Source organism: Vreelandella boliviensis LC1, from assembly GCF_000236035.1.
Classification (GTDB): domain Bacteria; phylum Pseudomonadota; class Gammaproteobacteria; order Pseudomonadales; family Halomonadaceae; genus Vreelandella; species Vreelandella boliviensis.
This window is the reverse complement of the sequence record NZ_JH393259.1, coordinates 341,809-357,024: the sequence shown is the minus strand read 5'-3', so window position 1 is coordinate 357,024 and position 15,216 is coordinate 341,809. Positions and strand designations below refer to the sequence as shown.

11 protein-coding genes, 1 tRNA gene and 1 pseudogene are annotated in these 15,216 nt (G+C 47.9%); 8 read left to right on the top strand and 5 right to left on the bottom strand.

Features of this window, described 5'->3' with window-relative positions; all coding sequences use genetic code 11:
• Positions 1 to 243 precede the first annotated feature (243 nt).
• From KUC_RS16130 to KUC_RS16120, 3 genes are all read left to right on the top strand, one after another.
• Positions 244 to 2,217 carry a propionyl-CoA synthetase gene (locus KUC_RS16130; RefSeq protein ID WP_007114296.1) on the top strand — a complete coding sequence of 658 codons (1,974 nt, stop codon included), beginning with the start codon at positions 244 to 246 and terminating at the stop codon, positions 2,215 to 2,217.
• Positions 2,218 to 2,371: 154 nt separating this feature from the next.
• Positions 2,372 to 3,040, top strand: a complete 669-nt coding sequence (locus tag KUC_RS16125; protein ID WP_007114295.1) for a 7-cyano-7-deazaguanine/7-aminomethyl-7-deazaguanine transporter — start codon at positions 2,372 to 2,374, stop codon at positions 3,038 to 3,040.
• A 40-nt stretch (positions 3,041 to 3,080) separates the two neighbouring features.
• The gene (locus KUC_RS16120; protein ID WP_007114294.1) at positions 3,081 to 3,884 is read left to right on the top strand and encodes an alpha/beta fold hydrolase; all 804 of its coding nucleotides are present in this window, start codon (positions 3,081 to 3,083) and stop codon (positions 3,882 to 3,884) included.
• A 38-nt stretch (positions 3,885 to 3,922) separates the two neighbouring features.
• Here the strand turns inward: KUC_RS16120 and KUC_RS16115 are convergent, their stop codons facing one another.
• A complete protein-coding gene (locus tag KUC_RS16115) occupies positions 3,923 to 5,308 on the bottom strand; it encodes a 3'-5' exonuclease family protein (RefSeq protein WP_007114293.1) in 1,386 nt (461 codons plus the stop codon).
• Positions 5,309 to 5,347: 39 nt separating this feature from the next.
• Complete coding sequence (locus KUC_RS16110; RefSeq protein ID WP_040481256.1) at positions 5,348 to 6,484, bottom strand: ABC transporter substrate-binding protein; 1,137 nt, start codon at positions 6,482 to 6,484, stop codon at positions 5,348 to 5,350.
• Between the two features lie 152 nt (positions 6,485 to 6,636).
• On the opposite strand from KUC_RS16110, the gene KUC_RS16105 reads away from it, so the two are divergent.
• From KUC_RS16105 to KUC_RS16090, 4 genes are all read left to right on the top strand, one after another.
• On the top strand, positions 6,637 to 8,343 hold the full coding sequence (locus KUC_RS16105) for a potassium/proton antiporter (protein ID WP_007114291.1): 1,707 nt from the start codon (positions 6,637 to 6,639) through the stop codon (positions 8,341 to 8,343).
• A gap of 48 nt (positions 8,344 to 8,391) precedes the next feature.
• Positions 8,392 to 8,482: transfer RNA gene (locus tag KUC_RS16100), tRNA-Ser, on the top strand.
• Positions 8,483 to 9,078: 596 nt separating this feature from the next.
• The gene (locus tag KUC_RS16095) at positions 9,079 to 9,438 is read left to right on the top strand and encodes a hypothetical protein (RefSeq protein ID WP_007114290.1); all 360 of its coding nucleotides are present in this window, start codon (positions 9,079 to 9,081) and stop codon (positions 9,436 to 9,438) included.
• A gap of 27 nt (positions 9,439 to 9,465) precedes the next feature.
• Positions 9,466 to 12,816 carry a tetratricopeptide repeat protein gene (locus KUC_RS16090; RefSeq protein ID WP_007114289.1) on the top strand — a complete coding sequence of 1,117 codons (3,351 nt, stop codon included), beginning with the start codon at positions 9,466 to 9,468 and terminating at the stop codon, positions 12,814 to 12,816.
• 176 nt (positions 12,817 to 12,992) lie between these two features.
• On the opposite strand, the gene KUC_RS19625 is transcribed toward KUC_RS16090, so the two are convergent.
• From KUC_RS19625 to KUC_RS16080, 3 genes and pseudogenes are all read right to left on the bottom strand, one after another.
• Positions 12,993 to 13,466 carry a hypothetical protein gene (locus tag KUC_RS19625; protein ID WP_141243488.1) on the bottom strand — a complete coding sequence of 158 codons (474 nt, stop codon included), beginning with the start codon at positions 13,464 to 13,466 and terminating at the stop codon, positions 12,993 to 12,995.
• A gap of 173 nt (positions 13,467 to 13,639) precedes the next feature.
• A pseudogene (locus tag KUC_RS20315) lies at positions 13,640 to 13,960 on the bottom strand (tyrosine-type recombinase/integrase); the annotation flags it as partial.
• A gap of 111 nt (positions 13,961 to 14,071) precedes the next feature.
• Complete coding sequence (locus KUC_RS16080; RefSeq protein WP_007114288.1) at positions 14,072 to 14,482, bottom strand: hypothetical protein; 411 nt, start codon at positions 14,480 to 14,482, stop codon at positions 14,072 to 14,074.
• Between the two features lie 87 nt (positions 14,483 to 14,569).
• On the opposite strand from KUC_RS16080, the gene KUC_RS20130 reads away from it, so the two are divergent.
• A complete protein-coding gene (locus KUC_RS20130; RefSeq protein ID WP_244264824.1) occupies positions 14,570 to 15,145 on the top strand; it encodes a VRR-NUC domain-containing protein in 576 nt (191 codons plus the stop codon).
• Positions 15,146 to 15,216: the final 71 nt, after the last annotated feature.

Below are 15,216 nucleotides of genomic sequence, written 5' to 3'. Positions count from 1 at the left end.
GTTACATCAGCGTTTTATAAGCATTGTTTTAGAGGCGTTGTTATACGTTGTTAAGGCATCGACGCGTAGCGTGGATCAAGTTGTTTAATGATCAGTAATTTAGCGAGTTTTGTCCAAGCTGTTGTTTAACGATTAATCAATGGTAGTTGCTCGCCATCTTGTCGACAATTCCGGGGTCCGTCTACCGCTTTGGTCGCTATTTAGCCCATAGTATGAGGGTGAATTGTCGGTTTTCTTTATACAGTGTCAACAATCCTTCTTGATCGCTACTACAAAAAAGATAGGGACACCATGAGCCGCTACCAACACATCTTCCAACGCTCCATCGAACACCCTGAATCGTTCTGGGCCGAGCAGGCCAAACGCATTCCCTGGTACACACCGCCGCAAACCATACTCAGCTACGATGAGCAAACCCCTTCGCAAAAGCATGCGCGCTGGTTTAGCGACGGTGAAATGAATCTTAGCTACGCTGCGCTGGATTATCACGTCGAAAACGGCCGGGGTGACCAGGCGGCGATTTTCTGGGACTCGCCTGCAGCACAGGTCAAGCAAACCATTAGCTACCGTGAAATGCGCGATAAAGTGGCACATTTCGCGGGGGCGCTGGCGCAGCTAGGCGTCACGAAAGGTGATCGTGTGGTGATTTATATGCCGATGATCCCTGAAGCGCTGGTGGCCATGTACGCCTGCGCCCGGCTTGGCGCCATTCATTCGGTGGTGTTTGGTGGCTTTGCCCCCCATGAGCTGGCGGCACGGATTGAAGACGCCGAGCCAAAAGTGGTGGTTGCCGCTTCCTGTGGTATCGAGTTGGGCAAAGTGTTGCCCTATAAGCCGATGGTCGACCAAGCCGTTGAATTAAGCGCCCACAAACCTGATGCCTGCGTGGTTTATCAGCGTGAAGCGCACCGAGCCGAATTAGGGGCAGGCGATTACGACTGGGAAGCGCTGGTAGCAAGAGCGCCATTTGCGGAGTGTGTGCCGGTTAAAGGCACCGACCCGCTGTATATCCTGTATACCTCTGGTACCACCGGAAAGCCCAAGGGCGTTATGCGCGATACAGGCGGCTACGCGGTGGCGCTGGCCTATTCGATGCAAGCGATCTACGCCATGGAGCCGGGCGAGGTGTTCTTTACCGCCTCGGACGTGGGTTGGGTTGTCGGGCACTCGTATATTGTTTACGCGCCTTTGTTAGTGGGTTGCACCACCGTAGTGTACGAAGGCAAACCGGTCAAAACCCCCGATGCGGGCAGCTTCTGGCGCTTGATCGAGGAGTACCGGGTGAAGAGCTTCTTCACCGCACCCACGGCATTTCGGGCGATTAAGAAAGAGGATCCCGATGCGAAACTGCTGCAGAATTACGATATCAGCAGCTTAAAGCACCTCTACGTGGCCGGTGAACGCCTCGACCCACCTACCTTTCATTGGCTGGATGACCTTTTAGATGTTCCGGTGATAGACCACTGGTGGCAAACCGAAACCGGCTGGCCAATAGCCGCCAACTTGCCTGGCATTGAGGCAGCACCGACCAAGGCAGGATCCGCAACTTTCCCAGTTCCCGGCTTCAATGTGCAAGTGCTCAACCGCGATGGCGAACAGGCAAAACCCTTGGAGCAGGGCAGTGTGGTGATCAAACAGCCTATGCCGCCGGGTTGCTTAACTGGCGTTTGGCGCGACGAAAAGCGCTTTCATAGCGCTTATATGGCAGCGTTCCCCGGCTACTACTTAACCGGCGACGGCGGCTACTTTGATGAGCAGGGCTATCTGTTTATTATGGGCCGCACCGATGACGTGATAAACGTAGCAGGGCATAGGCTCTCCACCGGTGAAATGGAAGAGGTGGTCGGCGCCCATCCTGCGGTGGCCGAGTGTGCGGTGATTGGGATTCATGACGATCTGAAAGGGCAGCTACCGATCGGCTTAGTGATCCCTAAAGATGGTTTTGATGGCGATGAAGCGACGCTGGAGGCCGAACTGATTGCGCGGGTTCGCGAGCACATTGGCCCGATTGCCTGCTTTAAGCAGGTATTAGTGGTCGACCGGCTACCCAAAACCCGCTCGGGTAAGATTTTGCGCAAGTTGCTGCGTACGATTGCCGACGGTAAGGAATTTGCTATTCCCTCCACGATTGATGACCCTACCAGCCTGGCGGATGTTCACACCGCTATGCGTGACCGCTCGGTAGGCGCTGCGGACAGGGCCAAGCCGCTTGACTGAATGCTCACGAGCCGCCAGTGTTCTTGGCGGCTTTCAATGGCCTGCTTTAATTACCCGTCAGAAGCCGTATAATGCCGCTCCCATCAGGGCTCGCTGCAGCCATCTCACGAGGGTTCCCTAACCCCTCTTCGCTATTAAAAAAAGGTCTACCCGCATGTTTGCATTGAGTGAAGCTCAACACCGCCGTTGCCTAATGGTTATGGTGGCTTTTCATATTGGCATTATTGCTGCCAGTAACTATCTTGTTCAGCTACCGTTTACGCTGTTTGGCTTCCATACCACATGGGGTGCGTTCAGCTTCCCGTTTATCTTTCTAGCGACCGATCTAACCGTGCGCCTGTTTGGCAAAGGGCCCGCGCGTTCGATTATTCTGCGCGTAATGCTACCCGCGTTGCTGGTCTCCTATGTAGTGTCGGTGGTGTTTCCCCGTGGCAGCTTCGCCGGGATTGAGGCGCTGTCGGAGTGGAATCTGTTTGTCGCCCGTATTGCCCTTGCCAGTTTCTTGGCCTACGTGATTGGCCAATTGCTGGATGTTCAGGTGTTTGACCGTTTGCGCCAGTGGGCCTGGTGGGTGGCGCCTGTTTGCTCAACGGTGCTGGGGAACCTGGCTGACACCTTTGCATTCTTCTCGGCGGCGTTCTATAACAGCCCAGACCCGTTTATGGCTGCCAATTGGGTAGAAATCGCCGCCGTCGACTATGCCATTAAGCTCGCCATAAGCCTGCTGTTTTTTCTACCCCTGTATGGCTTGCTACTTGCCTGGCTAACCCGCCGCTTGGTGGTTTGGACAGGCCAAGTGGACGCCGCACCGCGTACGGCTTAATGGTGTAAATACCCACAGACCGCAAAGTTTAGGAGCTAGCATGAGTGACGTTGCCAGCGTTGATCTGCACTTTATCGATTTGCCCGCCGAAGAAGCCGCCGCGGATACCACCCCGCTGGTGGTCATCCACGGCTTGCTGGGAAGTGCCGATAATTGGCGTTCGCACTTGAAAGTGTGGCAACGCAGCCGCCGGGTGATTGCGCTGGATCTGCGTAACCATGGCCGCTCTCCCCATGCGGAAGGTATGCGTTACGCCACCATGGCCGACGACGTCATAGCGCTACTGGATAAGCTTTCGATTGAGCGCGCTCACGTGCTGGGCCACTCCATGGGCGGCAAAGTGGCGATCAGTCTGGCGCGTTTTGCGCCCGGGCGGGTGGCGTCGCTGATAGTGGCCGATATTGCCCCGGTGGCTTACGAACATGGCCATGACGATGTCTTCGCCGCGCTCGACAATGTGCGAGAAGGACAGCCCAAAAATCGCCGTGAAGCGGATGACCTGTTGGCCGAGCATGTAGAATTCCGGCCTACGCGACTTTTCTTAGCTACCAACCTGGTGCGCAATGACGACAACGTGATGGCGCTACGGGTAGGCTTAGATCAGATAAAGCGTGGTTATGGCGATATTATCGGCGTGCCGGATGGCGAACAGCCCTATGATGGCCCCGCGCTGGTGCTGCGTGGCAGCGATTCCCACTATGTGGCTGACGACATGCTGCCAGCACTGCGCGAGGTGCTGCCTCGGGCGCGTGTGGTAACGCTTAAAAATGCCGGTCACTGGCTACACGCCGACCAGCCTGAAGCCTTTCAGCAGGCAGTCGTGGCGTTCCTAGAAGCACAGTAGAGTTTCGCATCAGTAGATGCAAAAGAAAGGCTGTCTAATTAGAGCGGTGTAACCGTTAAGCCGTGCTGTTCTGGGGAACGCAAAAAGCGGTTCAAAATGCGGTAGCTATCCACATCAAAGCTTGCGGGCGTGTCCGCCAAAGTTTGCGCTTTCTTAAAACTTTCCGCACTGCCTAGGTAGCACCATTGGCGGACAACGTGCCACGCAGGGGAGGCATTGCCGGCTGGCTTTTCCTCAATAGCAATGCTGCCCTGCCAGGGCCACACATTGACCTGAAGCTGGGCGAGTGCTTCCTGTGCCCGCTGGTTATGCGCTGCTATCGACTCCTGCCCATTGCAGGCCCCACGGCACTTGCCCACCTGATTGGCAAAACAGCGCCCCTTCCCTTTTTCAAGCCCCAGCACCCGAGGGCAGAGCCGCTGCTCTTCAGCAATAGCGAGTAGCGCGTTCTTGGCTTCTCGCGCATTACGAAACAAACCATACAGCATGCCGCCTAGAGGCTGGGTCAGGGCGCTACCGCTAAGAAGCTGAGGGTGGTCGGCTTCCTCGGCCCAGTGCCAAGTAGTTAACTTGCGTTGCTTGCGCAGTTGCCGGTTCATAATCGGCATTAACGTTTTAACCAGCTGCGCTTCACGCAACTGGGCGCCTAAATTACCAGCGGTCTCTTCCCACTCGATATGCTGTACCTGCTGGGCGAGGCGCATCTCTTTGTCGTCTTGGTAGTCGCGCTGAAAGTGCCCCAGCACGCGGCTACGTAGGTTGATGCTTTTGCCCACATACAGGGGCAGCCGGTTGTGGCCGTAAAACAGGTAAACCCCAGGGCAGGTGGGCAACCCTTCCAACAGCGCGCTATCCAGGTGGGCGGGCAGCGTGCGGTGGCGGCGCTCATCGCCCAGCAGGCGCTGCCAGGCTTCATCGCTATGCTCAACCTGCCACGCTTGCCAGAGTGACCACAGCGCATCGACATCATCTCCGGCACGGTGGTGGCGGATGGGGGTGATGCCGTAGCGGTTAAGCAGTGCTTTTAGGTTGTGTTGGCGCTCTTGGGGTGCTATTCGGCGAGATAAGCGCAGCGTGCATATCAACGCCGCACGATAATCCTGCCCGGCGCGCTTAAATTCATTGCGCAGATAGCTGTAGTCAAAGCGCGCATTGTGGGCAACTAGCTGCCCGTCGCCCAGCCACTCCCGAAGCGACTCGGCTATCCGCGCAAAGCGTGGCGCATCAACCAGCATGTCGTCGTGAATCCCGGTCAGTTGGGTGATTTGCGCAGGCACTTTGCACTCTGGGTAAATTAAGCTCGACCAGCGGTCAATCAGCTCACCGTTGACGACCTTAAGGGCGGCTATTTCGGTAATCCGATCCCGTGTTGCGCGAGTGCCGGTGGTCTCAACGTCTATAAAAATGAAAGCTGTTTCGCTCATGGGCCGCCGTGGGAGTGGGTGAGAACTGTCGATACGCAATTATAAAGTGTGGGGATCTACCGCTAAACGTGATACGGGCAACGTGGCTTGAGTAAGGCCCATTTGATGTAAAAAGGTTTCAAAGCCAGCGTAGCGTCGGTTATCTAATGCCGCGGGGCTCAGTGCCATACGGCGCAGGATGTCCTCCCAAGCGCTGGCGTTAATGTCATTGTCGAGCACAGGGTGTGCGCTAATCAGCAGTGCCCAGGCAGCGTCAGGGTTGTCGATAATCCAGTGGCTCGCCTGTTCAAGGGCAAGTACGAAGCGAGACCAGGTATCAGCGCGGCGGACAAGCGTATCGCTATTGGCCAGTACCACCAAGCCGTCATGACGGGGAATATCTAACTCATCGAAGCGAATGACGTGGGTGTTAATGCCTTCAGTCGCCAACTGCTGGGGAAGGTAGTGGTAAAAGCCATCGGCGACGGCGTCAATTTGGTTCTCCCGCATTGCTCGAATGGGATCAAAGTGTAGGTTGACCGGTGGGGTGAAATCATCCGTTTGCTGCACCGAGCGAGGCAGTAAACGCGGAATGCTCAGGTCGCGGCCTTCACCGGTGGTATAACCGTAATGTAACCCTGCCAAGGTACTTCCAGCCCCCACCTGTTCCTCGCCTGTCACAATGACTGCCGTTAGCGACGTTTCAATCAGTGTCGCGATCCGTGTGATCGGAGCACCGTTATGGGCATGTAGATGAAGCAGCGGCTGGCGAGTTAACGCCAAATCGACTTCGCCTGCGGTTAGCAGCTTGATGGCAATGGAAGGATCGGCTGGCGACTGAATCTCTACCTCTAAACCCTGGGCTGCGTAAAGCCCTCGCTCTTGAGCAATCACCAAGGCTACATGCTGCGGGCTCAAGTACCAATCCAGCATCAGCGTCACGCGCTTAACAGGCGGTGGTTCGAGTGGCTGTGCCGGGGTCTGCGCCATGGTGGGCACCTCCTCGACGTTTTCGCTGTCCATAGTTCGCCAAAACGCTTCAGGTACCTCAATATCTGTGTCTAGCGTCAGCGGTGCCGTTTCTTGAGAGTTTTCTTCGCTTCCATTATTTGCGTAAATAGCTGAATTATAAAACAATAAGGTAATGATGAGGCTCAATAAAATAGGGTGCCAACAGCGTGATAGGCAACGCAACATAGTCAGTAACTCCAGAGGTTGTAACGGCGAAGTGTAGCCGCCTCGGAAAGCTTCTGACCAGCCCCTTGGTAATAATGGTGCGCTGAGAAGAGACAGTAAATTCAACGGTTACATGCAATAATAGTGCTGTATTGATGTAGAGACGGAGAGTCATGGACGCAATTTATACGTTCTTTTTAGTAGGTGGTTCCCTAATGGCGCTCAGCATTCTGGCCAGCCGTTTATCGTCAATGATGGGTGTGCCGCTGCTACTGATCTTCCTCGGGCTGGGCATGCTAGCAGGTGAAGAGGGCGTGCTGGGCGTCGTGTTTGATGACTACTCCATGGCCTTTGCCATCGGTCACCTCGCGTTGGCTATGATTTTGTTAGACGGTGGCTTGCGTACGCGCCTCAAAACCTTCCGGGTAGGTTTTAAACCCGCGCTCTCTTTGGCCACCTTTGGGGTCTTTATCACTAGCGCCATTGTTGGCGTTATCGCTATGTGGATTTTTGACCTAACGATAGTGCAGGGCCTACTGGTCGGCGCCATTGTAGGTTCCACCGATGCTGCTGCGGTCTTCTCCATGCTTAGTGGCCGCGGTGTTAATCTCAACGAGCGGGTAGGGGCGACGCTGGAGATTGAGTCAGGTACCAACGACCCGATGGCGATTTTCCTGACCCTGATGCTCGTTGAGCTGCTAGTGGGTGATATTGGCGGCCCCACTGAAACCTTGCTGTTTTTTATTGCCCAGTTTGGTATTGGTTTGATTGTCGGCCTGGGGGGGGGGTGGCTGAGTGCCAAGCTGTTGCGCTGGCTCGATTTAGCGCCAGGTCTTTATGCCATGTTGGCGCTGGCGCTGGGGTTCAGCGTGTTCGGTTTAACCAGCGTGCTGGGCGGTAGCGGCTTTTTGGCGATCTACCTTGCTGGCTTGATGATCGGTAACCAGCCCGGGCGCCACCTCAACTTTATTCTGCCTGTGCACGATGGCTTGGCGTGGTTAAGTCAAATCGGCCTGTTCCTGGTGCTCGGTCTTCTGGTTACACCCAGCGAGCTCTGGGACGTGGCGCTGCCCGCCGGTTTAGTGGCACTGGCGCTGATCTTTATCGCCCGCCCACTGGCCGTATTGATCACCATTAAGCCGTTCTTTAAATTTCGCTGGCGGGAAACCTTCTTTATTGCCTGGGTGGGCTTAAGAGGGGCGGTGCCTATCGTATTGGCTATTTTCCCGGTAATCGGTGGTGTCGAAAACGCATCGCTCTACTTTAACGTCGCCTTTGCCGTGGTATTAATGTCTCTACTTATCCAGGGCGGCTCGCTAACGCTGATGGCGAAGTGGTTGAAGGTGGAAGTGCCGGTAGGCACCGTGCCTAACCGACGGGGCCCGTTGGGAATCCTGCCGGAAAACGACTTTGAGCTGTTTGTGTACGGGGTCGAGAACCAGGACTTGGAGGACGTGCCCATTCGGCTGCTGCGTTTTCCGTCAGGGGCGCTGATCTCGGCACTGTTCCGCGACCACTCCATGCTGCACCCCAAGGGCAGCACACGCTTAAAGCTGGGCGATGTGATTTGTGTGATCGGTCGCTCTGAGGACTTGTACGCCCTGAACCGGCTATTCAATGGCGATGCCAAGCTCAAGCAGGAGCGCGCCTTCTTCGGTACCTTTACCCTGGATGGCAGCGCGCAAATGCAAGATATCGCCCAAGCCTATGGCCTAACACTCAGCCCCGGTGAACAAAACATGACACTGGCGGAGTTTATCGCCCTGCGCGTGGGTGGACACCCGGTGGTCGGGGACGACGTAGACTGGCACGGCATTCATTGGGTGGTGAGCGATATGGAAGGCGGAAAAATTACCCGCGTCGGGTTACGTTTGTACTAAAGGCGTTGACTTCCAAGGAAAAGCTGTTATTATACGCACCCATAAGCCGGAGGGATGGCAGAGCGGTTGAATGCACCGGTCTTGAAAACCGGCGTAGGTGAATAACCTACCCAGGGTTCGAATCCCTGTCCCTCCGCCAGAAATAAAAAAGCCCCGTAAATCAATGATTTACGGGGCTTTTTATTTTGCTATTTGTCCCAAATTAGACCTCTGTTTTCTTCATGCTATGTTTATTAAAACATTTCTTTACCGCCACACACCCCCCACACTAAGGATATAAGCCCACATACAGGCTAATAGCCTACATACAGGCTAATAGCCCACATACAGGCTAAATAGCCCACATACAGGCTAATAGCCCACAGATAGGCTCATAGCTTAGGGTATGATCTTCAAATGCCTCAGAAACGATTGTGTTCTGGCTGTTTTTTGACCAATTCGTTTGGATTTTGTGTTTTGCTATCAAATATTGGTAATTAATAGAGAAAGGTAATAGCTGGTTATAGTGGCCGTGATTGACCAGGGGGGGTATGTCGGTATGTCGGTATGTCGGTATGTCGGTGTCCAGTGTGGAAGATATGCAGGGCGGGCGGTCAAGGGCTAGTGGCTGGGTTGATAGCATAAAAGCCACTGCCCTGACTGCAACCATTTCTTTTAAATAGATCCCCTTCTCAGATGCATCAGTTAATTTACATGGTAAAATTAACTAATTACTGAACTAAAGTGAGAAAGCTAATGATTTTTGATGATAGCAGTGCTCAATCTGTGGTTTTGAATATTATTTCGAATGGCTTATATAGCCTTATTTCAATTCCAACCAAACTAACTTATCAAGCGTTAAAAAATAAATTTACAGAAGATCTTGAGAACGAAAATTATATAGACAAATTAGTAAACAGAATTCTGGAAATTAAAGAATCAAAAAATCTGGAAGATCTTAATAAAATAGCTATAGATAGGACCATTAGAGAAGACAAGGTAATACCTTCATTGGCATCAAATATAAATATAAAAAAGATAAACACTAAAAAAACCAATTTTCAAATACTTATTGGTAAAGGTGATAACAATATAACAAATAATGAAACTTACTAAATCTACTATTTATTTTGAGGCTAAGATATGGGTCTGTTTAGCAACATGCAATTGCTGTTAGGATATGGAAAGAATATAACAAATAACAATAATAATATTATTGGGTTGATGCCCGAAAATCTTAAAAGCCTAACTGACCAAGTATTTACTGAAATTAAAAAGGGAAATTTCAAGCAAGCTAGGGCCTTTATTGAGAATATAGAAAAAACTAACAATCACGAAACATCTAATCACTACATCAATTTTCTAAAAATATTAACGGGATTAAGCAATAAGAGCGAATTGCGGATAACCGAGGCTGAATTAAACACAGCCTATATAGAAGCAAGGCAAAGCGATAAAGGTGTTATTTTAGCTGGAATTTTAAGAATAAAAATTGTATTTGATGAAATTGAAGAAGCTAGAGCAATCTACAACCAAAAGACTATTAACTCTGTTTTAGCTGATTGCCAATACCTAGAATTTATTGCTGATAAAGAAGAACTTGATGCTAAAATATGTGACCCTCTTTTAGATAGCAAAATAGCAGTATCAATCATATATGGATATATGAGAATAGCAGAATATAATCTAGCTTTAGACTATGCAATTGAATTTAAAAAGAAATATAATGATTATGAATTTAGAATTGCTTTATTCTTAGTTAAAAGCCAAGCAGTATCAATTAGTATATTCGGAAAGCATTATTGGACGATAAGTAAAAAAAGTAAGGATGAAATAAAAGATATCATAAAAAACGGATATGATTTGTCTGTTGAAGCGGATGGGCTAGATAGTAGGATATTTAGCTCTATAGTTCCCTATATAATATTTCTGGAAGAAGTAAAAAGTGATATAGGTTTATATTGCTATAAACATGTTGAAAGATGGCGTGAGCTTTATCCCGAACATGCACGTTTTATGGAATTTGCAAATACGGGTAACTTAGATGTATTAGAGGATGGTGAAATAAAAGAATTTCAGGAATATAAGAGAGATTTAGAAAAACACAATACACTTGAAGATAAGCTTATTAATGGAGTGAGCTTAACAGTAACAGAAACCTTTTTAGTGGATCAAACATTTGATAATGATTTAATTCTAGTATGGCTAAAAAAAGGTGGATTAGTAAAAGTAAGTACTGACGATAATGTAAGAAATAAAGACATTATTGAAAGTGTAGGTTACTTACTTTTGGCGACAAAGCCTAAATATTTAAATAATGAAGCTGCTCACAAGAGAATGCTAGAGCATTTGAGTTGGTTATCAGGTGAAGATAGCGACCTAAGTGAAATAAACCCAAACTGTATTAAAGATATCTGCATCAACCTTAATCATTTAAATCTCCATAAGTATGCTTGTTCTATTTTAGAGAAAACAGTAGATACAAACGATCCATGGCTATCTCCTTTAATGGAGATATATTTATATAATCTATTTAATGCAAACCAATATAAAGAAGGTAATAAACTTATTGACCTTCTGAAAAGTGATACTGAAGCAGATAACTCTATATTATTTTGGTCTTTCTGTGCACATATGAACTACAAGAAAGGGTTGTTAGATGATGCAATAGTAGATATTGATAAAGCAATTTCAATACAACCTGATTCAAGTAATGCATTACTTATTAAAGCTAATGTCTTAGATGGTAAAGAAGATAAAAATTATTTGATATCTTTTTTTGACGACATTAATACAAACATTTACAACCTACAAGACCAAGACTCACTTGCATTAATTAATATATTCACTCCACATGTTCAGTTTTATAAAATTGAAACAATCCTTATAGACCTATTTACCAAATCTCCATATGAATCAACCATATTCATAAATACCCATTACCTTAACTTCTTCATTGAAGGTCGCATTAACCGCGATGTGATTACAAGCGATGCCGTAGGGTGTGTGCTAAAAGCAGTTAAATATAAAAAAGCTGGCAAAGAAACTATTTCATTAATTGTTAAAAAAGGAACAAAACATGAAAAGAACCCCCATATTATAGAAGAAGGAAATATTTATTCTGACATGTTACTTAAATTGCAAACAGGTGAAGTTAATGATGAAGAAGTGCATACTGTTGAATTACTAGAAACACTTTCGCCTTATGTTGCCCTATTTCATATTACATCACAAATACGAAATGAAATGAACGATGGGACTGATCAGTTTCTTTTGCTTGAAACACCATCAGATCCTTACGAATTACCTGCTTTTTTTGAAAATATAACAAAGAAATTGAATAAAGGTAGTAATGAAAATAAAATCTTTACTAATCTTCAAGATTATCCCTTCTCGTTTATTGCTAACAATAGAAAAACTGGCAACCCCATTGAAGATATATTGAGTTTGATAGCGAAACCAGAATATAAAATACCTACTCCAAAACCACGAGAAATAGACAATAGTAAATTCGAGAAATTGGTATTAGATATTTACTCAGTTACATATATTAGTTTGTGCTGCTTAAGTGATAGGCTACCAAATGAAAATATATATATAACCAGAAATACAGAGCTACTGATCAACAATTTTATTGAAGATATTAAGACGAAAGGGTTTTTTATACCAGATTTTAGTGGGACTATTAATGGCTCTCAATTTTTAGCTCCGCTAGTAGATCAGTTAAAAATTTTATTGCGAAAAATTGAAATAATTGAGGTAGAACCTTTATATAACTTCGATGCTCCACAAGAGCTAAGCTTATTAAATGAAAAAATTGATGAAACTGTTTATGAAACAATTTTAATAAGTGCTTGCAAAGACATTACATGGGTATCTTTCGACAATCACTTACCATATTGGATGGATAAACTAGGGATTAAAAGTATAGATGCTTATTCATTGATATCAAAAATTACACAAACCCTTCCACATGAAGATAAAATTTTTGGCTTATCTTTAGCGGCTCATTACGACCTTCCATTTCCCATTCGTAGAGAGGATTTTCATAATTTAATTATTGGGTTTGATTTATCGAATCTTGAAATACTACACTATATATTGAAAGGTAAGATTGATGTTTTCGCTAATAATCATTTAGCTATTACAGTGTTTGAAGAGTTAATTATAAGTTTGTTAGCAAGGCTAACACAATCTTATCACTACAAGGGCGAGTTAGGTATTTATAGATTAGATAAAAAAACTGAAAAAACAATAGATTCGTTAATCAATATTATACTACTCGCTCAAATAAAATCAAAAATAACGAATCAAAGTGCAGAAATGAAACTGACAAAATTCATATGCAGAGTTCTGCTTAAAAGCAAACAAAATGATTATTTCAAGCGAATATTAAACATAAAACTCAGTGAGTTTATAAGTGGTCAGTTCTTGGATTATCCAAGCATTAAAGAGTGTTATGAGGAAATAACTGCTAATTCTGAAAGACTTTGATTTCTACTATTATCTATGTATTAAGATGTAATTGTTTCTTATGGGTAGCTTTACAAGAGGGGAGTAGTAAGGCGGGTATAGTAGTCAGCATATGCAGTATCGTGCATCCTGAGCTTTTCCTACAGCTTCCAGTATCAATAACCCTATGAGCGGAGCGAATACCAACAAAAAAGCTCCTAGCGGGGCTTTCTAGCGACAGTAGGATTAAGGCTTTTATGGTGTAGGTGGATGATGAACGTCTTCCTTGTCTTCGCTATGTATCTCTCAAGCTTTTCTAAAGACTGTTGGTAAAGTCTATCAGTTTCTGTTGAGTCTCTTTTCAACCCTCTCCACAGCTCACGAACTCTTCGAATAACTACGTCTGTTCTAGCTGCTTTCTCTCTACTAACTCTACTCGTTCTAATAGCGTCTTGTATAAAAGATCTGCTTGTTCTAATTTTGCTATAAGCAAATCTTCTCTCGCCTCTGCTTTGCTCAGCAAGTATTCTAATCGCTATGTCTTCTCTTTCTGTATTTGATTCATTCTTAGATCTTCCATTTTTGAGCGATTTTGTCAGCTTTCTACGATATCCAAATGCAAGGCGTAAATCTTCAGATAACTCAAGACGTACATGCCATGTAGATCCTTTCAAAATCAGGTTGTCTGCCATGCCTTCACCTTCACTTTTCTTTATGCCATTTTGTCCCAATAATTTGTCCCAAAATCGCATAAGAACCGCATGACGTAAGCATTTCAACTACTTATATACCAAATCCTCGGGTCCCTGTCCCTCCGCCACCTCAATACTGAAAAGCCCCTGATTCGTCAGGGGCTTTTTTGTTTCTAGGCTCTCCGTTTCATTCCCAACATACCTTCTATTAAATGCACCGGTCTTTCATTGTGTCCAGATTGTGTCTGGCGCTGATTCGCAACCTCTGCCGGTGTGTGTTCTTTTGGACGATTCCCCAATCGGCTAACAGCATCCCTTGCGCGGTGCGGCGCCAGGTTCTCGGTCATCTTCACAGTGGAATGCTCGAGCACGTCTTTAACGTCTAGCATTGGCACGCCTTCGCTGATCGTCCAACTAGCGCACGTGTGGCGCAAGTCGTGTATCCGGAAGTTCGTGCAGATTTCCAAGTCGTTCACCATCAGCCTTCGCGAACACCCATTCGTTTTCCTTCTTCGCCTGGGGGTGCCACAGCTACCACCTTAGCGGGCTTCGGCGTGGCTTTTTATTCACAAGCTAGCACCCTAAGGTCTGAGGTAGATCAACCATCATTCATGCGGCTGAATGAGTGCTTGGTAATCCGCCTTGGGCAGTGCCTGTAGGTTCATGTACGACACGTGAACTGCCATTTCCGTCAGTGTGAACGTCGCCAGCTCATCGATGAGCGAAAGGGCAAGGTCGTAGCTGGAGAGGCTGGTGGCAATGCCCGGTGTCCAGTGGTGGGCTTTGATGGAGCGGGCTATCAGCACATCTCTATCAGCATCTAGGGGGAATGCATCGCCTCGGTAGGCTTCACGCCAGTGGTCGCAATAACAAGCAACGACAAATTCCCGAAAGGTATTTATCAGCATTTTGTGCAGTGCTTCGACGTTTTCGACGCCCGACTCTGGCAGGTTGCTGTATTCCCGCTGCATCTGCTCAAGCTGATCCCAACGCTTGTGGTAGGCGGCCTTGTCCAACGCTTTCCCCTTATCCCTAGTTTAGAAGCTACCAATATAGCGATATTGGGTGGCTTCACTCAATTCCTCTTTGGCATGAGGCACGAGGTGCAACTATGGCCGAAGAACGCGCGTTTTGTGGGGTGTGGATACCTGCCGAGATATGGCTGGATTCGCGTAGACCAGGTGCGTGAGGACAAATTAAAAGGTGGGCAGCAGGCGCGCCGTGCCGCGTTATTGTGCCAAAACGTGCGATTCGGTTTGTACCTGGATTGCCGCCGCCTGCAGGCAAAAGCGCTTGAATATCGGCAGTTGCCTGATGGCGTGACGTTACGAATCCAGAAACCCCGCCGTCCTCGAGCACTAACCAAAAGCGGTGCGCCCCGGGCAAAGCCTGTTGATTGGGAAGGGCAGGAGCAAGCAGTGCTCATCCGCTGGCTGTATGGCGAGAAGATGCGAGGCCTCCCGGTAAGCGAGCTGTTTGATGCCACCTTCCATGTGCCCAACGGTGGCCACCGCAACAAGAAAACCGCGAGCGCCCTCAAACGCCAGGGCGTAAAGGCAGGTGTGAGCGATCTCCCCGTTCGTCAGGCTCGCGGCGGGTGGTTTGGCCTGTACCTGGAGTTCAAAGCCACCCCGCCTAAGGATGCGCCGCTAGCCGATAGCCAATTCGAGTGGCTGTAAAGTAGCGAGTTTGAAGGCTATTGCGCCGTTCTGGCGCTGGGGCTCGAGGAGGCCAAGGCAGTGCTTAGGGA

Bases quoted from the DNA above. Each gene is read 5' to 3' on its own strand.
- KUC_RS19625 (WP_141243488.1), bottom strand. From the start codon at position 13,466: ATGGCAGACAACCTGATTTTGAAAGGATCTACATGGCATGTACGTCTT.
- KUC_RS16115 (WP_007114293.1), bottom strand. From the start codon at position 5,308: ATGAGCGAAACAGCTTTCATTTTTATAGACGTTGAGACCACCGGCACT.
- KUC_RS16095 (WP_007114290.1), top strand. From the start codon at position 9,079: ATGATTTTTGATGATAGCAGTGCTCAATCTGTGGTTTTGAATATTATT.
- KUC_RS16110 (WP_040481256.1), bottom strand. From the start codon at position 6,484: ATGTTGCGTTGCCTATCACGCTGTTGGCACCCTATTTTATTGAGCCTC.
- KUC_RS16120 (WP_007114294.1), top strand. From the start codon at position 3,081: ATGAGTGACGTTGCCAGCGTTGATCTGCACTTTATCGATTTGCCCGCC.
- KUC_RS16125 (WP_007114295.1), top strand. From the start codon at position 2,372: ATGTTTGCATTGAGTGAAGCTCAACACCGCCGTTGCCTAATGGTTATG.
- KUC_RS16105 (WP_007114291.1), top strand. From the start codon at position 6,637: ATGGACGCAATTTATACGTTCTTTTTAGTAGGTGGTTCCCTAATGGCG.
- KUC_RS16090 (WP_007114289.1), top strand. From the start codon at position 9,466: ATGGGTCTGTTTAGCAACATGCAATTGCTGTTAGGATATGGAAAGAAT.